Origin of the sequence: Yersinia sp. 2540 StPb PI (assembly GCF_052217165.1) — a bacterium.
Taxonomy (GTDB): Bacteria; Pseudomonadota; Gammaproteobacteria; order Enterobacterales; family Enterobacteriaceae; genus Yersinia; species Yersinia enterocolitica_E.
The window spans coordinates 3,214,708-3,236,990 of record NZ_JAZGQC010000001.1 but is presented as its reverse complement, the minus strand read 5'-3'; the positions used below and the strand labels follow the sequence as shown (position 1 = coordinate 3,236,990).

The following is a 22,283-nucleotide window of genomic DNA, read 5'->3' as shown; positions in this document are numbered from 1 at the left end:
GCTATTCCCTGCCAAAAAACGTCACTTTGTTTTGCCATTCTTGCCTTATATATTGCTATGATTTGGCAGGGATTACCGCGTATGAAATCATTGAGTATCGTAATAATTGATATTCCTCTGCCAGTTGTGTTTAAAAGGAGCATACAGTGAAGCAAAACCATTTTGGGCAAACTATCGGCACTGAATTACCGCATTGGCAATCAGCGCAGCAACCTCAGCGTGAGATTTTACCCGGCCATTTTTGCTATCTCGCGCCAGTGAATGCAGACAAGCATGAAACGTCGTTATATCAGGCGTATCACATGGCGAAAGAGGCAGATGACTGGACTTATTTTTATTGTGAACGACCTGAAAATGAAGCTGATTTTCATCACTATCTGCAAACCCTGATCAATGCACCGGGGGCTGTCCACTATACGGTTATTGATGCACAAACGGGCCTTGCATTGGGGACGGTTGGCTTACAGCGAATTGATGAGAATAATGGTGTTATCGAGATAGGTTCAGTGAATTGGTCGCCACGTTTAAAACGTAACTCAGCAGGGACGGAGGCAATATATTTACTATTACATTATGTCTTCGATAAATTAGGCTATCGGCGCTGTGAGTGGAAATGCGATTCATTGAATGAACCCTCAAACTCTGCTGCGTCTCGTTTTGGTTTTCAGTATGAAGGCCAATTTCGTCAGGCGATTGTGACTAAAGGGCGCAATAGAGACACCAATTGGTATTCCATAACTGATCGTGAATGGCCATTAATTAAGCGGGCATTTAATGATTGGCTGGCTCTGGAGAACTTTGATAGTGAAGGCCGACAAATAGCACGTTTACAGGATTTAAGAATCAGCCGTTAGAGAGGATCTGGTTAATTACATTTGAGTTTATTCTATTGTATTAATGATGTTTTTTTTATTTTCGTCTTTACTTATAACCCAAATAAAAAGGGTAAAGGCGAAATTACGAAGCTCGTTTGATGCACGGAGTAAAACAGGGCTTAATAGTATAGCGCGATGCAAAAAATAATCAGAGCAAAAGATGAGCAAATAAAAAAATTATATTTTTTTACATTTTGAGATCGCGAAACTTAAGAGTGTCATTATACTGTAATCATCTGGCGGTATTTTTCACACGGTGCATAGCTTAGGCTGTTGTTTATCACTGCGGGGATCGCTAATGCTAGAGTCCATGATTGGGCTGTTAAGACAAGACCACTGTTTTACCCAAGCAACTCGTTGTTACGAGGGCTCCCCCTCCGACTCTCATTTTCCAGCAGTACTGTCATTATCTATCCCTGATATATTTTTGTCTCCAGCGTTATTGTTTCAAGTATTCATGTCACGTAATAACTCCCTTGCGATATCGTTCTCACCCCAGACCTGTTTTTACCCACGTCATTTTGGGGCCTGGGTGTTGACGCTACTTGCATTTTTCATTGGCTATTATTGGCTGCGAAGGAAGCCAAAAACCTCATCCGTATGTGAAACATATACCCAAAGTAATTCGAGTTGCAGGAAGTCAACACACATGCAGCTTGAAGTATGACGGATATAATCGCGCAGGCAACCGCTGCTGCGGTAGGTGAAACAAACTGTAAGGTGCCACTATGGGAAGACAGAAAGCAGTGATCAAAGCTCGTCGTGAAGCGAAACGCGTAATTAGACGTGATTCACGTAGTCATCGTCAACGTGAGGAAGAAAACGTGACATCGTTAGTGCAAATGGGCGGTGTTGAATCAATAGGTATGGCACGGGATAGCCGTGATACCTCCGTTATTCAGGCGCGTACGGAAGCTCAAGGTCATTACTTATCAGCCATAGACAATAAACTGCTCATCTTTGCGACCGGCGAAGCTGGGTGTGGTAAAACCTTTATCAGCGCGGCCAAGGCCGCAGAAGCACTGATTCACAAAGAAGTTGATCGGATAATTGTGACGCGACCTGTACTACAGGCTGATGAGGATCTGGGGTTCTTACCTGGTGATATCTCTGAGAAATTCGCGCCTTACTTCCGCCCGGTGTATGACATTCTGCTGCGCCGGCTCGGCTCATCTTTCATGCAATACTGTCTGCGCCCAGAAATCGGCAAAGTGGAAATTGCGCCTTTCGCCTATATGCGCGGGCGTACCTTTGAGAATGCGGTAGTGATCCTCGATGAGGCACAAAATGTAACCGCCAGCCAAATGAAGATGTTCCTAACCCGTCTCGGTGAAAATGTTACGGTCATCGTTAATGGCGATATCACCCAATGCGACCTTCCGCGTGGTGTGAAATCAGGTCTCAGTGACGCGCTGGAGCGTTTTGCTGAGGATGAAATGATTGGTATCATCCGCTTTGATAAACAGGACTGTGTCCGCTCTGCACTCTGCCAACACACTCTAAATGCCTATTCATAACTCAGTGTTATGAATGGATGACCCGATAAAAAAGGGCAAGCGCGATAAACGCTTGCCCTTTGCTTATCCCCTTGCGGGCATGAAGTTACAGCATGATAGTCATCATATAAGCGGCAAATAGCGCCAGATGGGCGGTACCATTAAGTACGTTGGTTCTGCCGGTGGAAAATGATATTTGCGACAAAATCAACACGCTGACCATCACCACGATATGTGGTGCTTCCAGACCAAAGTTCAACTCTTGCCCGGTGATTACCGCAATCAAGGTAACCGCAGGAACGGTCAGTGAAATGGTTGCCAGCACTGAGCCGAAGAACAGGTTCATCGCACGCTGTACCTGATTAGCCAGCACCGCTTTTAACGCCCCTAATCCTTCAGGGGAGAGGATTAGCAGCGCAATCAGGAAACCGGTAAATTTAGCCGGTGCATTTAACTCAGTAAGCAGCGCTTCTAATGGGTTGGCATCAAATTTGGTAACGGCTATTACTGCTATTAAATGAATTAACAACCAAAATGTGTGCCACAAACTGCTGTGTGAGGATGGCTTACCATGGTGAGGGTCACTCGGGTCGTCACCTTCATCCTCATGTTCATACACAAACAGACTTTGGTGCGTTTTGGTTTGAATCAGCAGAAAAACACCGTACATCGCGGCTGAAATTGCTGCGACAACCAGTGATTGTGCCACGCTAAAGTTGCCGCCGGGCAGGGTACTCGGTAGCACCAACACAATGATAGCCAGCGGGAATATAGCCATCAGATACTGTTTAATACCCACCAGATTGACATGCTGGGTAGCAAATTTGCGACCGCCGAGCAGCAAGGAAACACCGACCAATCCACCAATCACAATCATGATGATTGAATAGAGCGTATCGCGCATCAGGGCCGGTGCGGCATCACCTGTTGCCATCATGGCTGAGATCAAACTGACCTCAAGCACAACAACCGACAGACTGAGGATTAACGAGCCATAGGGTTCTCCCAGGCGGTGTGCTAATACGTCAGCATGGCGCACTACGCTAAAAGCACTGCTTAGGATACCCACAAGTGCGATCAGGTTGATAACAATAACAGCAGCAAAATTGCTGGTATCACCCCAGATATTAAGAATGACCAATGCAATGATCGGCAGGATGAGGGAGTATTCGTGATGGCGAGATTTAGATCGGCCAGGATCATTTTGCGACTTCATTTCGAGAGCGCTCCTAATAACTTTACTGCATTAAACGGGCATTAGAGCCATTTAACGATAATTAAGTGCCATATTGTAGGCTAAGTAGCTTTAAGACTAACAAATAACAGGGAATTGTCGCAGAAAATTTACAAGGTTTTAACTGGAAAGGGTGAAAAAAATAGCGATGAAAACGGACACTACAGGGTAATGTCCATTGATTTTACAGATATTAATTAATCTTACTCGTCAATATTGTCCATAACTTCATGGCGCTTATGGTGATAATCTTCTTCATTCAGCCCTTCGCGCCAGTAGGGTACAGCATAAAGTTGCTGCCGCTCACACCCTTTTTCTCGGCGCAGATAACGGCGCAATTGCACCACCATGCTATCTTCTCCCGCCAGCCAGAATGTTGACTCTTCCATCAGCAGATTCAGCGCACAGAATTGGGTTATCACATCACCTGTTTTTTCCGTACCCCCAATGACCCAACTTAGTTCCAACCCGGCAGGTTTAATCAGATTCAATACATCTTGCGGGCTATTTACACGGATGATGGCATGGCCTTCGGCATTTGCAGGCAGGGTTTCCAGTAAGGCGGCAATAGCGGGCAGTGAGGAGGGGTCACCCACCAGATAGCTGTATGCCGCTGCTGGCAACATAGTTTCCGGTCCACCAGGATTAGTAATCCCTAACCAATCACCGACTTTGGCATTGCGGGCAAAATCGACCGCCGGACCACGGTGATCATGGATAGCAAACTCAATATCCAGCTCACCCAGTTCTGGGCGAGAAGCACGAACAGAATAGGTTCGAACAATCGGACGGACCTCGGCGGCAGGCCAGATTGGACCTTTTTCACCAAGTACTGGCAGTTGCGGCTGAGTTTGGCTCGCCAAAGGTAGGAAGATTTTCAAATGAGCGCCCGCGCAATCAGACGGGTAATTCTGCAATGTCGGGCTATGGAAGGTGATTCGACGTAAATGCGGTGAGGTATCCACCACCTTTTTCACCTGAACCAGACGGGGTGGAACTGGGCGATATGCGGGTTTTGCTGCGGTTGATCCTGTGGTCACAGTTTATCCTTCTTATCCTATGATGTTTTATTCTTGGTCATCAGCCAGCAGAGGTTGTGGCTTATAAAGGGATAAACTATAACATCAACCAATGTTAATGATAATTATTTGCATAAAAAGAGTGCGATAGGCTGCAACGGCGCATTTGCCCCACAGATATGTAGGGCAAGATGAATTGATTGCTTAATTGATGGGGTTTACAATTGCCGTTCGACGGAAATGCAATCTTAAACGCAACATAGTGACCAGTGCGATAGCCATCACGACCATTGCAGCCAGCGGAAGTTGCTGTAATTGCAGGCCAAAGGCTAGCAAGGTGCCACCGAACCAGGCGCCCAATGCATTACCTAAATTGAACGCGCTTTGGTTAAAGGTTGATGCCAGATTAGGGGCGTCACGGGCCTGATCCACCACTAATAGTTGTAACATTGGGCACAAGGCAAAAGCCACAATGCTCCAGATAAACAATGTCAGTAGTGCCGGTAAATAGAAACCAATGGTGTAATGCAGTGCCAACAGGATAGCTATCAGTATGGCGATTAGCCGGGTCATGGATCCCACCAGGTTTTTGTCGCCTAAACGACCCCCCATCACGCTGCCGATGGACAATCCAATCCCAAGAATCAATAACACCACAGTAACGCCATGTTCAGAAACTCGCGTCACCTCGCGCAATAATGGTGCAATATAAGTGAAAACAGTAAACAGGCTGGCATTGGTTAATACTGATAGCAGTAAGGCGGTTTGCACTTTTTTCTGCATCAGGGTTTTGAATTCCAGCTTAGGACTGATTCTCTTCATCGGAATATTATTCGGTAACCAGGCGATCACCGCGATGATAGCTACAATACCAATAGCACTGACACCCCAGAAAGCGGCTCGCCAACCAAAAGCTTGTCCAACTGCTGTACCTAATGGCACACCAAGTACATTTGCCAATGTGACACCCATAAAGACTAATGCTATTGCCCGCGCCCGGCGGTTGGGTTGGACCAAATCAGTTGCGACCACCGATGCCAAACCAAAGAAAGTGCCATGGCAGAGCGCTGCAATAATACGGGCAGCCATTAATAAGTTATAGGTTTGTGCCAATGCACACAGGACATTGCCAATAATAAACAGGACAATTAAACCCAAAAGTGTGGATTTACGCGGGATTCGCGCCGTTGCCATAGCCAATAAAGGTGCGCCGATTACCACACCCATGGCATAAACAGAAACCAACATCCCGGTTTTAGGGATACTGACCCCCAAGTCATGGGCAACTTCCGGCAATAACCCCATAATTACAAACTCGCTGGTACCAATGCCAAAGGTAGCAATGGTGAGTGCGATAATAGCCAATGGCATGAGTAACTCCTGAACAGCCTTACATATATTAAAAAGGCTGAATAACATCAATGTCAACTCACTCCCTGGCATGAATATGAAGGAGATAAAGTCTTGGCAGATGAATTTTATTAAGCGATTTTAGCACCGAGCCAAAAGGGCGTCTAACGGCAAAGTGCGATCCTCTGGGTAACTGACGCATCAGTAGGGGAGTCGGCGCTCTGCCGGCAATACCAATAGCTCTGGGTATATTAAAAAGTAATTAAATATAGCTGATTTTAATTTCTGTCCCAAAATGAGAAGACCCTCTATTCCCTCTATCTTTTTGATAAATTGGGTTATTTCAATTTTTACCACCATAGTATAGTAATTTATGTATGCCATAAGCTTTACTTAGCACAAAAAAACATAAGCAACGGTTTTTTTGTATTTGTTGCTGGCCATTTTCCCCCGTAAATCTATCTACCAAATAGAGTGAAATCAAAAGGGGCTAAATGTGAATTTCCAGCAGCTTAAAATTATTCGGGAATCAGCCCGTTGCAACTATAACCTGACTGAAGTGGCTAATACTTTATTTACCTCACAATCGGGTGTTAGCCGGCATATTCGCGAACTAGAAGAAGAATTGGGTATTGAGATCTTCGTTCGACGAGGAAAGCGGTTGCTCGGGATGACTGAACCGGGCAAGGAGTTGCTGACAGTAGCCGAACGCATGCTGAATGATGCTAATCAAATCCGCCGTCTGGCTGATGTATTCAGCAATAATGATAGTGGACAGTTGCATATTGCTACCACACACACTCAAGCCCGCTACAGTTTGCCTCGGGTGATTAAAGAATTCCGCCTGTTATACCCGCAAGTTAAGTTAGTTATTAGCCAGGGGAACCCACAAGAGATTGCAGCCATGCTGCATTCCGGTGAAGCGGATATTGGTATTGCTACTGAGCTATTGATGAGTGACGAGTCTGTCGTCACGTTTCCTTATTATCGCTGGCACCACGCTATCGTCGTGCCGGATAATCACCCGCTAACACAAGATCCTAATATCACCCTTGAAACGCTGAGTACGTTGCCATTGATTACCTATCGTCAGGGGATTACTGGCCGTTCACGTTTGGACAATGCGTTCAAAAATGCTGGACTGACACCCGATATTGCACTCAGTGCACAAGATTCTGATGTAATTAAGACCTATGTTGAACTCGGCATGGGGGTCGGCATTCTGGCGGATATGTCCTACGAGGCACATCGTGATAAAGGGTTAGTACGACTAAATGCCGAACACTTGTTTGATGCTAATACTGTTTGGCTAGGGCTAAAACGAGGTCAGTTACAACGTAACTTTATTTGGTTCTTTATACAGCTCTGTAATCCAACACTTTCTTTGCATGATATTAAAGAGAAAGTGTTGGCAGAGGCGGCGGATGAGGTGGTGATTGATTACCAGATCTAGCCACGAAGCGGTATAGGTAGTCCATCTGGACAGAAAGCATCAGTCAAGAGAGTCATTGTCAGGCGTAAATCGTACCTGAACTTCTGTTCCGCCATCTTCCCGCTGGCAGATAGTGCAATGGCCGTTCAGACTATTTGCCCGATCCTGCATAATGATCAAACCGTAATGATTAGGCCGCTCGCTGGCCTGTCCAATCCCACAGCCGTTATCACGGATGGACATGATGACATCACCTTGCTCAACAGTAACCCTGACAGTGGCCATACTGGCGTGAGCATGCTTATAAATGTTGTTCAGTGCTTCACGGGCAATGTTAACCATATGAATGGCCTGATGGTCGGGGACACAGCCTGACGGCAAGTTAAACTCGAGGGTAATGGGTAAACTGGCTCGCTCGCTGAATTCATTTACCAAAGTCTGGAGTGCCGCTTGTAATGTTGCCTCATTTAGCTTCAGGCGGAAGGTCGTCAGTAATTCACGTAGCTGGCGGTAGGCGATGTTAAGTTCATCGCGCATTTGCTGTACTAAAAGTTTACTGGGTTCCGGCATATCGGGCGCTTGCATCTGCAAGCAACTGATTTGAATTTTGAGGCAGGAAAGCGACTGGGCGATGGAGTCATGCAGTTCCCGGGCAATGGCTGAACGCTCTTCCATCAATAATAATTGCTGCTGATGCCGGGCTTGGCTTTCCAGTGCCAATGTACTGCTCAGTTGCTCCACCAGCATATTGACCAGTTGCTGCTGATCTGAATTGAGTGATTTATCAGTGGGTAGTTTTGCCAGTAGCAACCCATATTGACCAAGCTTATCACTCAGACTCCAACTCAAAGATTCCCGCAAAACAGCACTACTCACTCCGCCAGATGAGCTGCTAATAGTGAGTTGTGCCGGGCTGTTTTGGGGCGGCAGATATTCGCCATCGGCGTTATCAGCGAGATTATCGCGATAAAGATGATTTTCATATAAACAGATCTGCACATTTTCCAGTGGTGTCAGTGTTTGTAGTTGCTCGATAATTGGAACTAAGCGCTCGCTTAATGGTTGGTGGGTATGTAATTGACGGCTACTATGATATAGAAAGGCTAATACTTGATTTTTTTGTTGTAAATCAGCGGTTTTTTGAGTAACTCGTTGCTCCAGGTCACTGTATATCAACGAAAGTTCCTGCGACATTCGATTCAATGCGGTACCCAGCATCCCCATTTCATCTCGTTGATAAGACAGCGTATAGCGTTTGCTGAAATCACCGCGACCAATGGCATTCGCCATGGAGATTAATTGCAGCCATGGACGCAGTATGCGGCGGCGCAAATAATAGATAGTGGCTAATAGTAAACTCATTGTCAGAACAATGAACACCAGTTGAATCATGGTAACCAATAACAAGCGTTGTTCAGTTTTATGGTCAATGGCTAATACCAGAGCATCTAGCTGGTGGACAAAGTCTGCCACGTTGGCGGCAACGTCATCGGGATGTTTAGCTTGTAGCAATTGTGGTTTTAGCGTGGTTTGCCAGTAACGCTCTATTTGTTGATATTGGCTGGTTAACCCTTCTCGCTGTAACGCATGTTGTAAATCGCTACTGGTTTTATCCTGCTCGAGTGCAACCAGGTAAGGCAAATCACCATTATTCAACGGTACCATTGAAAGCAGCCGGTAGCTTTGCATGCGTAGCGAGCCTGCTTTGTTGATGGCATGCGCGTTACCCTGAATACTTTGCGCCATCCATGACGAGATAGTCATACCGGCAAGGCCCAGTAAACCCAGTAGCATCATCAGTAAAGCTATCTGATTAACCAAGGGGATGAGGTAACGTTTCATAACATAATATTCCTTTGACCAATAAACGTGGCAACCTTGCCGTATGTTCATCGTGTCATGTGGGCGTTAATGGGACTTCATGCCGGCCGCAGTCATCATCATACGAAACAACATCGAAACTGCGAATAAAGCCAATACGCTACCGCACCAAATAAGTAACATCCAGCCGATCTTCTTCCACCAAGGCGATTTTAGCTGTTCAGTTGGCTGAAGGGTCGTTTGTGATTTTATCGTGTTATTTTCAGACATATAAGTCTCATGCATACAAATTCTAATATTCACAATAAGAACATATCAGGGCCAGCGAACTAGCCCATGATTGTCATTATCCACTTGGTACTTAGTGGTAACCTTGGTCGTGATGGATTTTCCCGCGGAATACGTAGTAGCTCCAGAAGGTGTAAACCAAAATAATAGGAATAATAAAGAGTGCGCCGACCAGCATAAAACCCAGACTTTGCGGCGGAGCTGCCGCTTGCCACAAAGTAATGGATGGCGGAATAAGATAAGGCCAAATGCTAATACCCAAACCGCTATAGCCAAGGAACACCAGCAATAACGTCAATAGGAAGGGGGCATAATGCCCACCCCGTTTAACTGAGCGCAGTAACGCCCAACTAGCCAGTACTACCAATAATGGCACCGGTAAGAACAAAAACAGATTGGGTAGCGTAAACCAGCGTGCCGCAATTTGTGGATGTGCAAGCGGTGTCCACAGGCTAATGATGGCAATAACGAGCAGCATTACACATGTCAGTGGTGTGGCTAGCTTATGCATGACCTGTTGCACCTGTCCTTCGGTTTTCATAATGAGCCAGGTACAGCCGAGTAGTGCATAGGCTATAACCAGACCGAAGCCGCAAAACAGAGCAAAAGGTGTCAACCAGTCAAATGGGCCGCCACTATAACTCCGCCCCGTTACCGGGAAGCCGTGAATAAAAGCACCGACCACTATGCCCTGAGTAAAGGTGGCAATCAATGACCCACCGATAAAGGCTTTATCCCAGATATGCTGTTTTTCAGCGCTGGCTTTAAAGCGAAATTCGAAGGCTACGCCACGGAAGATCAAACCCAATAACATTAGGGTAAGAGGAATTGCCAGTGCATCCAGAATAACTGCATATGCCAACGGGAAAGCACCTAATAAGGCTGCCCCCCCAAGAACCAGCCAGGTTTCGTTACCATCCCACACGGGGGCGACGCTGTTCATCATCAAGTCCCGGTCACGGCTGTGTTTTACCAGTGGAAACAGGATCCCGATACCCAAATCAAAACCATCCATAACCACATACATCATGGTACTGAAAACGATAATGACAAACCAAATCAGTGGAAGATCGATACCCATAATTAGCTCCTGCTTTGGTGGTTGTCAGAACTAAATGATTCGCTTACTGCCGACAGTGGCCGTGATGGCGTATTCGACTGACCGGGTCCGCCGGGTTGTTGCTGAGTACCTTCATGCGCTTTTGGCCCCTTACGGATAAGCCGCATCATGTAAGCGTAACCAACCCCAAATACCGAACCATAAACCACAATAAAGACCAGCAGGCTGATACTCATATGCATTTCGCCATGAGATGAAACCGCATCACTGGTGCGTTGCAAACCGTAGACTATCCACGGTTGGCGGCCGACTTCGGTGGTGAACCAACCGGCCAGAATAGCAATTAAACCCGACGGTCCCATCCACAGCACAAAATAGAGGAAAGGGCGCGATTGGTATAAGTTGCCACGCCAGCGTAGCCATAAACTCCAGATACCGGCCAAGATCATCAACATGCCTAATCCGACCATAATGCGGAAGGACCAGAAGACAATGGTTGAGTTAGGACGATCTTCCACTGGGAAAGATTTCAACGCTGGGATCTGTTTTTCTAAGCTGTGAGTGAGGATCAAGCTGCCTAAATAAGGAATTTCCAGCGCAAAATGGGTTTTCTCCTGCTTCATGTCTGGCCAACCAAACAGAATGAGTGGCGTGGGTTCTCCGGGCTTGTTTTCCCAGTGCCCTTCAATCGCCGCAATCTTAGCCGGTTGATATTCCAGTGTATTCAAGCCATGGGCATCGCCAATAACTGCCTGTAGTGGGGCAACGATCAACTCCATCCACATTGCCATTGACAGCATTTTCCGCATCGCGGGTGTATCCCGTTTACGCAGTAAGTGCCAGGCGGCAGAGGCGCCGACAAAGAATGCCGATGCAAGGAAAGCTGCCGTGGACATATGCAGTAACCGATAGGGGAAGGATGGATTGAATATCACTTTCAACCAATCGACAGGCACCACTTGCCCATTAATAACTTCAAAGCCTTGGGGGGTTTGCATCCAGCTATTGGAGGCGAGTATCCAGAAGGTAGACATCAACGTGCCTAATGCCACCATGCAGGTTGCAAAGAAATGCAAACCCGGCCCAACGCGGTTCCAACCAAAAAGCATCACCCCGAGGAAACCGGCTTCAAGGAAGAATGCGGTCAGTACTTCATATGTCAGCAACGGGCCGGTGATACTGCCCGCAAATTCTGAAAAAAAGCTCCAGTTAGTGCCGAATTGATAGGCCATGACCAAACCGGATACCACACCCATACCAAAGTTAACGGCAAATATTTTTGACCAGAAATGATAGAGGTCGCGGTAATCCTCATTTTTGGTTTTTAACCATAAACCTTCCAATACCGCAAGAAAACTGGCCAACCCAATAGTGATGGCTGGAAAGATGATATGGAATGAGATGGTAAAAGCGAATTGGATTCTGGCCAATTCTAGAGCGGTTAAGCCAAACATAGTGACCTCGCTGCAAACATGGTACTGCCTCATTAATCTATAAAATGAATCACGCCGGTATTAGTTATCCCGATAACAGGTAGTGACAACAGGCGATTATTTGGCGGAGTAAACTTGGCAGTTAGTTAACCATAAGTTAAAGTGGCTATAATAGTGACAATTAATTCAATCTTACCTATAACAGTTGGCTTATGACTCGATATGAACAGTTAGCTCAGCAAATCCGGGCACAAATACAATCCAAGGTCTGGCTGGCGGGTGACAAGCTGCCTTCATTGCGGGAAAGTTGTAAACAATCAGGATTAAGCCTGATGACTGTAGTGCAGTCCTACCAGCTATTAGAAAGCCAAGGTTGGATCGTGGCCCGGCCGCAGTCGGGATATTATGTTGCTTCACGGCCGACACAATTACCCCAGCCACAGCGAGGGAAAAAACTGCATCTGGATGAACAGGTAGACATTAATGCCTTTATTTTTGATGTACTACAGGCAGGGAAAGACCCAGCAATAATGCCATTTGGCTCGGCATTTCCCGATCCGAGTTTATTGTTACAACCCCGATTATCACGGGCGCTGGCCAGCGTCGCACGTAAGATATCACCACAAAGCTCTGTGACTAACTTACCACCGGGTAACGAAAGTTTGCGGCGCAATATAGCTCAGCGTTATGCCGCCAGTGGAATGAATGTCTCCCCCGAAGAAATTGTTATCACTGCGGGCGCGATGGAATCACTAAGCCTGAGTTTACAGGCGGTTACGCAGCCCGGAGATTGGGTAGTGATTGAGTCACCCGCATTTTATGGTGCATTACAGGCGATCGAGCGTTTGCGGCTAAAAGCGATTGCCATTACCACCCACCCGCAACAGGGTATGGACCTCGATGCGCTCGAACAGGTGATCAACCAATACCCTATAAAAGCTTGTTGGCTGATGACACATTTTCAAAATCCATTAGGTTGCACGATGTCCTGGCCGCAGAAAGAACGGCTCGTAGCCCTGCTACAGCAGAATAATATCTCGTTGATTGAAGATGATGTTTATGGTGAGTTGTACTTTGGTGCGGAGCGGCCGTTGCCAGCCAAAGCACTCGATCAGCATCGGCAAATTCTGCATTGCTCATCGTTTTCTAAATGTCTGGCGCCGGGATTCCGTGTCGGTTGGGTCGCAGCAGGGGAACATGCGCAGCGAATTCAGCACTTACAATTGATGAGTACGGTTTCGGCCAGTGTGCCGACTCAGTTGGCGATTGCAGATTATCTCAGTCAGGGGGGATATGACACTCATCTGCGCCGCCTGCGCCGCTTAATGGAACAGCGGCTCAATACGCTGCATCAGGCGGTTATTGAGCATTTTCCTAAAAATGTCAAAATCAGCCATCCTGCGGGGGGATATTTCCTTTGGCTGGAGTTAGAACCGCCGTTTAATGCCAGTGAGTTATATCGGCGGGCGTTGGCGCAGGGGGTTAGCATCGCGCCGGGGAGAATGTTTACCACAGGCAGTCAGTTTGATCACTGTTTCCGCCTGAATGCTTCGTTTGCCTGGTCGGAACAGAGCGAACAAGCCATCCGCATACTGGCGCAACTGATTAATCAACTCACCAGCGCCACAGATAATAGCCGCTCGCGTCGATAACCATCTAATTTCCGCTATGAGTATATTTACCTGGCTCCAGAAAATGGAGCCATAACAGCATTATCTTCTGCCGCTATTTCTGCAATATCCCTCATTCCATTATGCATAAACGGTGCAATTCCTTTCGTATCGCCTGCTTTGTTAGCAGAAGAAATGCACTTAATTGATGCATACACTGCCCATTTATAGGGCGTTGGAAAGCTTGGTTGTTATTTTTGTGTTGCCATAATGTGATCTGACAGAGCAAAAATCAAAATTGATGTCAAATGCATATAATTTCTACTCAAACCAGCATGGCTGGCTTATTTATCAATCAAAATGCAGTATGAATGCGACCAATGTGCATACTTATGCATTTTAAATTATTGTTTTAATGGAATTTGTACAATTTATTCACATTGGATCTGGTGTGGCATGAAAGCTGCTGTACACTTTATATCAGGTGAATATATTTCATTTTTTATTGTTAACAGAATAAGAGATTTTTGTTGAGGCATGGTGCCCTCAAACGATGAGTCTCTCAACCCCATATTTACGCTGATCAAAGAGGCCACTATGGAACACCCAATCCCCGTTACCCGACAGTCTTTTGATGAATGGATCGTGCCAACCTATGCACCAGCAGATTTTATTATCGTGCGAGGGGAAGGGGCGACACTGTGGGATCAGCAGGGCAAATCTTATATCGATTTTGCTGGTGGTATCGCCGTAAATGCCTTGGGACATGGGCATCCGGCAGTAAAAGCGGCACTGATTGAGCAGGCAGAAAAAGTATGGCACTTGGGTAATGGCTATACCAATGAACCGGTACTGCGCCTGGCAAAACAATTGATTGATGCCACTTTCGCCGAGAAAGTATTCTTTTGTAACTCTGGGGCTGAAGCCAATGAAGCGGCACTGAAACTGGCCCGTAAATATGCGTTGAATAATTTCGGTAATAAGCCAGGGCTTGCCGGCGAAAAGAACCAGATTGTGGCATTCAGGAATGCATTTCATGGCCGGACGCTATTTACCGTTTCTGCGGGCGGGCAGCCGAAGTATTCGCAAGACTTTGCTCCGCTACCGGGGGGGATCAGCCACGGTATTTTCAATGATATCGCCTCGGCTGAGGAACTGATTAATGACCGAACCTGTGCTGTCATTGTGGAACCGATTCAGGGCGAAGGTGGTGTGCTACCCGCTGATAGCGAGTTCCTACATGGCTTGCGGGCTTTGTGTGATCGTCATAACGCATTACTTATTTTTGATGAAGTACAAACCGGGGTTGGCCGTACCGGAGAACTCTATGCCTACATGCATTACGGTGTAACGCCTGATGTGCTGACCAGTGCCAAAGCACTTGGGGGCGGCTTCCCGATTGCGGCAATGTTAACGACGACCAAATATGCCAGCGCACTTAATGTCGGCAGTCATGGTACTACCTACGGCGGTAATCCACTGGCTTGTGCCGTGGCGGGTACTGTTTTGTCTCTTATCAACACACCAGAACTCCTCGCAGGCGTAAAAGAGAGGCATCAGTGGTTTTTGGCTGGATTGGCTGAAATAAACGCCCGCCACAAAGTCTTTTCTGAAATCCGTGGGCGCGGTTTGCTGATTGGCTGTGTGCTTCACAAGGATTATGACGAGAAGGCCAAAGAGATTGTTCAGGCTGCCGCACAGTACGGGCTTATTGCTTTGATTGCGGGTCCGAATGTGGTGCGTTTTGCTCCGTCCCTGATTATTTCTCAACAGGATATTAAAGAGGGCTTAGCCCGGCTTGCCATGGGTATTGAACAGGTTTGTCGACAGGTTAAGTCATAACATTGATGCAGTAAGCAAGGGACCTTGACTATGATGATAGTTCGCCCGGTAGAACGCCGTGATCTGGCCGATATCCTTGAATTGGCAGGTAAAACTGGCGTCGGCATGACTTCACTGCCACAAAATGAACAACACCTCGCCGCTCGAATTGAGCGCGCGTTAAATACCTGGCAAGGTTCTTTGGCTGCGGGTGAACAGGGCTATCTGTTTGTTCTGGAAGACAGTGAGCGAGAAAAAGTGGTGGGCGTTAGTGCTATTGAGGTGGCTGTTGGTTTGCATGACCCTTGGTATAACTTCCGTGTCGGCACGTTGGTTCATGCATCCAAAACACTCAATGTGTACAAATCGGTACCGACCCTGTTTTTAAGCAATGATCACACTGGGTATAGCGAACTCTGTACCTTGTTTCTCGATCCTGAATACCGTAAAGACAAAAATGGCCCCTTCTTATCAAAAGTACGTTTTCTCTTCATTGCCGCATTCCGCCAGTATTTCTCCCGCAAAGTGATTGCGGAAATGCGAGGCTATACCGATGAACAGGGGCGTTCGCCATTTTGGGAAAATGTGGGGCGGCACTTCTTTGCCATTGAATTTGCTAAAGCTGATTATCTCAGTGGTACCGGGCAGAAAGCGTTTATTGCTGAATTAATGCCAAAACACCCGTTATATGTGGATTTTCTGGCAGAAGAGGCGCGGGCAGTCATCGGGCAGGTCCATCCACATACAGCTCCCGCACGTGCAGTGCTGGAAACCGAAGGCCTGCAATATCAGGGATATGTGGATATCTTTGATGGCGGCCCAACACTGGAGGCCAACACCGATGAAGTGCGGGCGGTGCGCGACAGCAGTAAGCGAATCGTGGTTATTGATGACATCGATATTGACCCGAGTGGCACTGCCTATTTAGTGGCTAATGACAGCTATCAATATTTCCGCTCAATATTGATTACTACTCATCTTTCAGACGAGCTACTGCATTTAACGACTAAAAATGCGGCAGCGCTGGGGGTCATAGCCGGTGATACGGTTCGGATAGTCAGCCTTTTTGCCCCGGAGATTAAAAAATGACTCACCCAGCACTGTTTATGCAAGGGGAATGGCGCACCGGTAACGGCGCGCATTTCGACAAACTTGACCCCATAGATAGGCAATTATTGTGGCAGGCGCGCGCCGCAGACAGCCATGATGTCGCAATGGCTTGTCGTGCGGCACGGCAGGCTTTCCCTGCCTGGGCGCGTACACCGCTGGAACAGCGGGTCGCGGTGATACAGCGTTTTGCGGCATTACTTGAACAATATAAACAGCAACTGGCCTGCACTATCAGTTTGGAAACCAGTAAGCCACTCTGGGAAACACTGACAGAGGTGCAAGCAATGATTGGCAAAGTGGCTATCTCGTTGCAAGCCTATCAAAGCCGAACCGGGAGTAGCCAAACACCGATGGCTGATGGTATGTCCGTGTTACGACACCGTCCTCATGGTGTATTAGCAGTATTTGGCCCTTACAACTTCCCAGGGCATCTCCCTAATGGGCATATCGTTCCTGCATTGCTGGCAGGTAACACGGTGGTATTTAAACCCAGTGAGCTAACACCAAAGACGGCAGAAGAAACCGTCAAATTGTGGCAGCAGGCAGGTATACCTGACGGGGTATTAAACTTAGTACAAGGTGGGCGTGAAACAGGTGAAGCCCTTGCTGCGCAACATGATATTGATGGTTTGTTGTTTACCGGCAGCGCCAATACCGGTTATCACTTGCATCGCCAACTGGCCGGCCAACCGGAAAAAATCCTGGCACTGGAAATGGGTGGCAATAATGCATTGATTGTTGAGCAGATAGCAGACTGTGATGCGGCAGTAAATCTTGCTATTCAGTCGGCTTTTATCTCAGCCGGTCAACGCTGTACTTGTTCGCGCCGTTTACTGGTTAAATCTGGCGCTGAAGGCGATGCATTTTTACAGCGTTTTGTCGCTATTGCCAAAGCCCTGCGTATCGGGCGCTGGGATATGCAGCCAGCACCCTTTATGGGTGCGGTGATATCATCACAAGCAGCAGAAAAAATGCTGGCAGCGCAACAACATTTACTGGATTTAGGTGGCAAGCCATTATTAGCCATGACCCGCCCAGACAGCCAAAGTGCAGTGCTGACGCCGGGGATCATTGATATTACTGGTATCAATGTCCCTGACGAAGAGTATTTCGGCCCACTGGTCAGCGTTATTCGCTATGGCGATTTTACGCAAGCATTACACATTGCTAATCAAACCAGGTTCGGTTTGGCGATAGGTCTGGTTTCTGAGGACCGGCAACAATTTGAACAACTGTTATTGGAAGCCCGAGCCGGTATTGTTAACTGGAACAAACCCTTGACCGGCGCATCAAGTGCTGCACCCTTTGGCGGGATTGGGGCATCAGGTAATCATCGACCAAGTGCCTTCTATGCGGCCGACTATTGTGCCTGGCCAATGGCATCACTCGAAAGCGAAAGTTTGACGCTACCAGCAACATTGTCACCGGGTATCTCTTTCGATTTGCCCGATAGCCATTGAGCCATGAATGGAGAATACGATGGCAGGATATGAGGTTAATTTTGATGGATTGGTTGGGCTGACACATCACTATGCTGGATTGTCATTTGGTAATGAAGCCTCTACTGCGCATCAAAACAGTATTTCCAACCCTCGCCTAGCTGCGCGGCAGGGGTTGCTGAAAATGAAAGCATTAGCCGATTTAGGTTATAAACAAGGTATTTTGCCACCACAGGAGCGACCAGCCATAGGCGTTTTGCGTCAGTTGGGCTTTAGTGGTTCAGATGAACAAGTATTGAGTGAAGTGGCACGTAAATCCCCACGTCTATTATCTGCGGTAAGTTCCGCATCATCAATGTGGACGGCGAATGCGGCGACGGTATCACCTGCTGCGGATAGCGCGGATGGGCGAGTTCATTTTACTGTGGCCAATTTAAATAACAAATTTCACCGTGCAATTGAGGCTGAAACCACGTCGGCTTTACTCAAAGGGGTGTTTAATAACCATCGTCACTTTGTTCATCACGATGCACTACCTGCTGTGGAATTGTTTGGTGATGAAGGTGCGGCTAATCATAATCGTCTGGGGGGAGAATACGGCTTGCCAGCGGTTCAGGTCTTTGTTTATGGCCGCAACGCACTAGAAAACGGAGTAAACCCTAGCCGATATCCTGCTCGCCAAACGCGAGAGGCCAGCGAAGCAGTGGCTCGACTGCATCAACTGGCACCAGACCGAACTGTTTTTGTGCAACAGAACCCCGCAGTGATCGACCAAGGGGTTTTTCACAATGATGTCATCGCTGTCAGCAATCAGAATGTGTTATTCCATCATCAGCATGCATTCGTCCCTGGCATTCAAGCTATGGATGAGATTCGCCGTAAAATGGGTAGCATTGAACAACAGTTGATCAGTATAGAGGTCCCTGACGCGCAGGTGTCGGTTGCTGATGCAGTATCAAGCTATCTGTTTAACAGCCAGTTATTAAGTAAACCGGATGGTAAAATGTTGTTGGTTATTCCGCAGGAGGCACAAGAAAACCCGTTCGTGTGGCGATATCTGTCGGAATTGATCAATAGCGGTGGTCCGATTGACAGTGTCAAAGTATTCGATTTACGCGAGAGCATGCGTAATGGGGGCGGCCCTGCTTGCTTACGCTTGCGTGTTGCCTTGACCGATACAGAGTTACAAGCTGTTAATAGTCGAGTAATGATGACACCGGCGCTGTTTGTGACGCTGAATAATTGGGTCGACCAACATTATCGTGATCATTTGCAATTTAAAGACTTGGCTGATCCGCAGTTATTACAAGAAGGGCGGCAGGCATTGGATGAATTGACACGGATACTTAATATTGGCTCGGTATATCCGTTCCAGCAGAATTAGAAGGAACGATGATGCTAGATTTCCTGGCGATAACACTCTCGGGCCATCCGCCAGAACCGATCCGTGGCGCGACGCAGAGTATCGAGTGGCAATGGCTCGATGAAGGGATATTGATGTTGACACCTTCTGGCAATTACACCCAGTCAGTGGTGTTATCTGCCGGTATCCACGGAAATGAAACGGCCCCGATTGAGATTTTGAATCAATTGGTGTCAGATTTGTTAGCGGGTGAATTAACGCTGGCCGTCCGTTTGTTAGTCATATTTGGCAATCCAGCGGCGATAAGCGCCGGCAAACGTTTCCTCTCAGCAGATATCAACCGTATGTTTGGCGGGCGGCACCGGCGTTATCCGCCAAGTAATGAAACCCGACGGGTTGAAATTATTGAGCAAGCTGTGTCGGCGTTTTTCCGAGCAGAGAGCCAACTGACGCGACAGCATTACGATTTACACACGGCAATTCGCGAATCTCATCATACTCGATTTGGATTGTTGCCTTATCAAACAACACCGTATAGCGCAGTAATGCTACGGTGGTTACAAGATATTCAACTGGATGCATTAGTGATGCATACCTCGGCAGGGGGGACTTTTGCTCATTTTAGTAGTGAGCACTGCCTGGCCGCAAGTTGTACGCTTGAGTTGGGAAAAGCGCTACCATTTGGTGCAAATCAGCTGGCTGAATTTACTCATATAGCCGGTGGATTGCGTTCATTAGTTAGTGGGGAACCATTGCCTGTACAACCCTCAGGAGGAATGGTGTTTTATCGCGTGGTGAAATCACTGCTAAAACAACATCCTGATTTTAAACTGTGGGTTGACAATGATACGGTTAATTTTACTCGTTTTAACCAAGGTACACTGTTGGCGGAGCAATCCGGTGAGTATTACCGTGTTAAACATGAAGATGAGTGGATCTTGTTTCCAAACCCTCAGGTAGCCCTTGGATTACGTGCAGGGATTATGTTGGTGCGAATGGATAAGAGTGAGATACCAACGGTATAAATAAGGCTGTGTTACCAGTACTGCCATAGATAGTTACTTGAGGTAATATCACCACCAGAACTACAACTTAAGCCAAATTTTAAGTGGTATATTGTTTCTAACCTATAGGAAATGAGCTTTTAGCTATGGAAGCTCATTTTTTATGCATTAAATTAAAGTTTTTCTTATTGCGATTTTTATAAAAAATACACTTCCAATGAAAATACCGATAATTAATAACCAAACAAAGTCATACTTTCTATAACCCTATTAACGCCCCTAATGTTTAATTTTTATGTTATTGCACCAAAGGTGACATGACATTACTCTCTATTTGCACTTTAAATAGTCATCTAATTACTTTAGATATATAAAAAAGTGCATTGGAACTGTGATATTCGATCCATTTCACAAATATGATATCCGAATAGAACAAAAAAGAAACAAACTGAAATGTTTTCGCACCATTTTGGTGCTTATGCACTATTTTGGTTATATGCAATTACCTAAAAATAAAGATAATCAATCAGTTACGAAAGGTTCCATTAAACACATTTTGTTACAATTGATTACCTGTTTATACCTATGTTTCTACAAGTTTACCGTTTTAACTTTTTGTGCTTAATGCTAATGTCTCTTCGCTTTACAAGACAGGTAACTATAAAAAATTAAAAACTAACTTTTATGAGGCTGAAAATTTAATTCAGCCCGATGGGTTTGTTTTATTAAAATTTAAAGGAAAATTAATGATGAAGCGCAGTTTACTGGCCTTGGCGGTCACCTTGAGTATCGTTCCTACTCTTTCAAATGCAGCAGAGATTTATAATAAAGACGGTAATAAGCTGGATCTTTATGGCCGCGTAGCCGCTAAATACCTTTTCTCAAACCATAATAACGCTGACGATACCTATGTGCGTTTCGGTTTTAAGGGTGAGACACAGATTAATAGCCAATTGACCGGTTTCGGCCAGTGGGAATATAACGTAGCCGCTAAAAATGCAGAATCTCAGGGCGACAAAGGCAATAAAACCCGCTTGGGTTTTGCTGGTCTGAAATTTGCTGAGTTTGGCTCTTTCGATTACGGCCGTAACTACGGTGTAGTTTATGATGCGCTGGCCTATACCGATATGCTGCCAGAGTTCGGTGGCGACTCAATCGCTTATACCGACAATTACATGACAGGTCGTTCTACTGGTTTGGCAACTTACCGTAACTCTGACTTCTTCGGCCTGGTTAAAGGTCTGAATGTTGCTGCTCAGTATCAAGGTCGTAATGACGATGGAGATACCACTAAGAATGAGCGCGCAATCCAGAAGGCTAATGGCGACGGTTTTGGTTTGTCTGTTGATTACCAAGATATCGAAGGCAGCGGTATTGGCTTTGCGGGTGCATACTCTTCTTCCAATCGGACCTTAGGCCAAAAAACATTGGCTGACAGTGCGACAGGGGATAAAGCTCAGGCTTGGGCGACTGCGCTGAAATATGATGCAAACCAAGTTTACATCGCAGCAATGTACGGCGAAACGCTGAATATGACGCCATATAAAGCACTGATTGCGAATAAAACCCAGAACGTTGAATTGGTCGCTCAATACCAGTTCGAAAATGGCATTCGCCCGTCCATCGCTTATGTCCAGTCTAAAGGTAAAGAACTGGCAGTTGTTGGCGATGCAGATTTGCTGAAATATGCTGAAATCGGTGTGACTTACTATATTAACAAAAACATGTTTGCCTATGTTGACTACCAGATTAACTTACTGGATGAAGATAACAATCCACTGGGACTGGGCACTGATGATACTGTTGCAGTTAACTTGACTTACCGTTTCTAAGTTAACTTAGCAGTAATTATTACCCTTTTCTGTGTCGGAAATAGGTGAATTAAAAAGGCGGGATTTAACCCCGCCTTTTTTACATTTATTACCGAC

General features: G+C 46.5%; 17 protein-coding genes and 1 pseudogene. 11 read left to right on the top strand and 7 right to left on the bottom strand.

Annotated features, from left to right (window positions below; genetic code table 11):
- Positions 1–146 precede the first annotated feature (146 nt).
- The 3 genes and pseudogenes from V1956_RS14790 (at position 147) to phoH (ending at position 2,392) form a co-directional block, all read left to right on the top strand.
- Positions 147–854 (top strand): GNAT family N-acetyltransferase, encoded by a 708-nt coding sequence (locus V1956_RS14790; RefSeq protein WP_442825276.1) that lies wholly within the window; start codon positions 147–149, stop codon positions 852–854.
- A gap of 319 nt (positions 855–1,173) precedes the next feature.
- Positions 1,174–1,481, top strand: a pseudogene (locus V1956_RS14785) (hypothetical protein).
- Positions 1,482–1,603: 122 nt separating this feature from the next.
- The gene (phoH, locus tag V1956_RS14780; RefSeq protein WP_032906294.1) at positions 1,604–2,392 is read left to right on the top strand and encodes a phosphate starvation-inducible protein PhoH; all 789 of its coding nucleotides are present in this window, start codon (positions 1,604–1,606) and stop codon (positions 2,390–2,392) included.
- Between the two features lie 85 nt (positions 2,393–2,477).
- Here phoH and chaA read toward each other — a convergent pair whose 3' ends face one another.
- From chaA to V1956_RS14765, 3 genes are all read right to left on the bottom strand, one after another.
- Entirely contained in the window at positions 2,478–3,587 is a 1,110-nt protein-coding gene (chaA, locus tag V1956_RS14775) for a sodium-potassium/proton antiporter ChaA (protein ID WP_083159060.1), read from the bottom strand.
- A 221-nt stretch (positions 3,588–3,808) separates the two neighbouring features.
- A complete protein-coding gene (locus V1956_RS14770; RefSeq protein WP_372558853.1) occupies positions 3,809–4,645 on the bottom strand; it encodes a siderophore-interacting protein in 837 nt (278 codons plus the stop codon).
- A 183-nt stretch (positions 4,646–4,828) separates the two neighbouring features.
- On the bottom strand, positions 4,829–5,995 hold the full coding sequence (locus V1956_RS14765; protein ID WP_420075385.1) for an MFS transporter: 1,167 nt from the start codon (positions 5,993–5,995) through the stop codon (positions 4,829–4,831).
- A gap of 475 nt (positions 5,996–6,470) precedes the next feature.
- Here V1956_RS14765 and cbl point away from each other — a divergent pair, with 475 nt between their 5' ends.
- Entirely contained in the window at positions 6,471–7,427 is a 957-nt protein-coding gene (cbl, locus tag V1956_RS14760; RefSeq protein ID WP_442825275.1) for an HTH-type transcriptional regulator Cbl, read from the top strand.
- A 39-nt stretch (positions 7,428–7,466) separates the two neighbouring features.
- Here cbl and narX read toward each other — a convergent pair whose 3' ends face one another.
- From narX to V1956_RS14740, 4 genes are all read right to left on the bottom strand, one after another.
- Positions 7,467–9,248 carry a nitrate/nitrite two-component system sensor histidine kinase NarX gene (gene narX / locus V1956_RS14755; RefSeq protein ID WP_372558855.1) on the bottom strand — a complete coding sequence of 594 codons (1,782 nt, stop codon included), beginning with the start codon at positions 9,246–9,248 and terminating at the stop codon, positions 7,467–7,469.
- Positions 9,249–9,314: 66 nt separating this feature from the next.
- The gene (locus tag V1956_RS14750) at positions 9,315–9,497 is read right to left on the bottom strand and encodes a DUF2474 domain-containing protein (RefSeq protein ID WP_372558856.1); all 183 of its coding nucleotides are present in this window, start codon (positions 9,495–9,497) and stop codon (positions 9,315–9,317) included.
- Between the two features lie 91 nt (positions 9,498–9,588).
- Positions 9,589–10,596 (bottom strand): cytochrome d ubiquinol oxidase subunit II, encoded by a 1,008-nt coding sequence (cydB, locus tag V1956_RS14745; RefSeq protein ID WP_420074976.1) that lies wholly within the window; start codon positions 10,594–10,596, stop codon positions 9,589–9,591.
- 2 nt (positions 10,597–10,598) lie between these two features.
- The gene (locus V1956_RS14740) at positions 10,599–12,029 is read right to left on the bottom strand and encodes a cytochrome ubiquinol oxidase subunit I (RefSeq protein WP_442825274.1); all 1,431 of its coding nucleotides are present in this window, start codon (positions 12,027–12,029) and stop codon (positions 10,599–10,601) included.
- 191 nt (positions 12,030–12,220) lie between these two features.
- Here V1956_RS14740 and V1956_RS14735 point away from each other — a divergent pair, with 191 nt between their 5' ends.
- The 7 genes from V1956_RS14735 (at position 12,221) to V1956_RS14705 (ending at position 22,187) form a co-directional block, all read left to right on the top strand.
- Positions 12,221–13,660: an aminotransferase-like domain-containing protein gene (locus tag V1956_RS14735; protein WP_372558859.1), complete on the top strand. Its 1,440-nt coding sequence runs from the start codon at positions 12,221–12,223 to the stop codon at positions 13,658–13,660.
- Positions 13,661–14,215: 555 nt separating this feature from the next.
- Positions 14,216–15,460, top strand: coding sequence for an aspartate aminotransferase family protein (locus V1956_RS14730; protein WP_102970427.1), 1,245 nt, complete (start codon positions 14,216–14,218; stop codon positions 15,458–15,460).
- Between the two features lie 30 nt (positions 15,461–15,490).
- Complete coding sequence (astA, locus tag V1956_RS14725; protein ID WP_420074978.1) at positions 15,491–16,528, top strand: arginine N-succinyltransferase; 1,038 nt, start codon at positions 15,491–15,493, stop codon at positions 16,526–16,528.
- Positions 16,525–18,009: a succinylglutamate-semialdehyde dehydrogenase gene (gene astD / locus V1956_RS14720; protein ID WP_442825273.1), complete on the top strand. Its 1,485-nt coding sequence runs from the start codon at positions 16,525–16,527 to the stop codon at positions 18,007–18,009. Before astA ends, astD begins: the two co-directional genes overlap by 4 nt.
- 19 nt (positions 18,010–18,028) lie before the next feature.
- The gene (gene astB, locus V1956_RS14715) at positions 18,029–19,372 is read left to right on the top strand and encodes an N-succinylarginine dihydrolase (protein ID WP_420074980.1); all 1,344 of its coding nucleotides are present in this window, start codon (positions 18,029–18,031) and stop codon (positions 19,370–19,372) included.
- Between the two features lie 11 nt (positions 19,373–19,383).
- Complete coding sequence (astE, locus tag V1956_RS14710) at positions 19,384–20,376, top strand: succinylglutamate desuccinylase (RefSeq protein ID WP_372559890.1); 993 nt, start codon at positions 19,384–19,386, stop codon at positions 20,374–20,376.
- A gap of 725 nt (positions 20,377–21,101) precedes the next feature.
- Entirely contained in the window at positions 21,102–22,187 is a 1,086-nt protein-coding gene (locus V1956_RS14705) for a porin (protein ID WP_083159048.1), read from the top strand.
- The last annotated feature ends 96 nt before the right edge of the window (positions 22,188–22,283 follow it).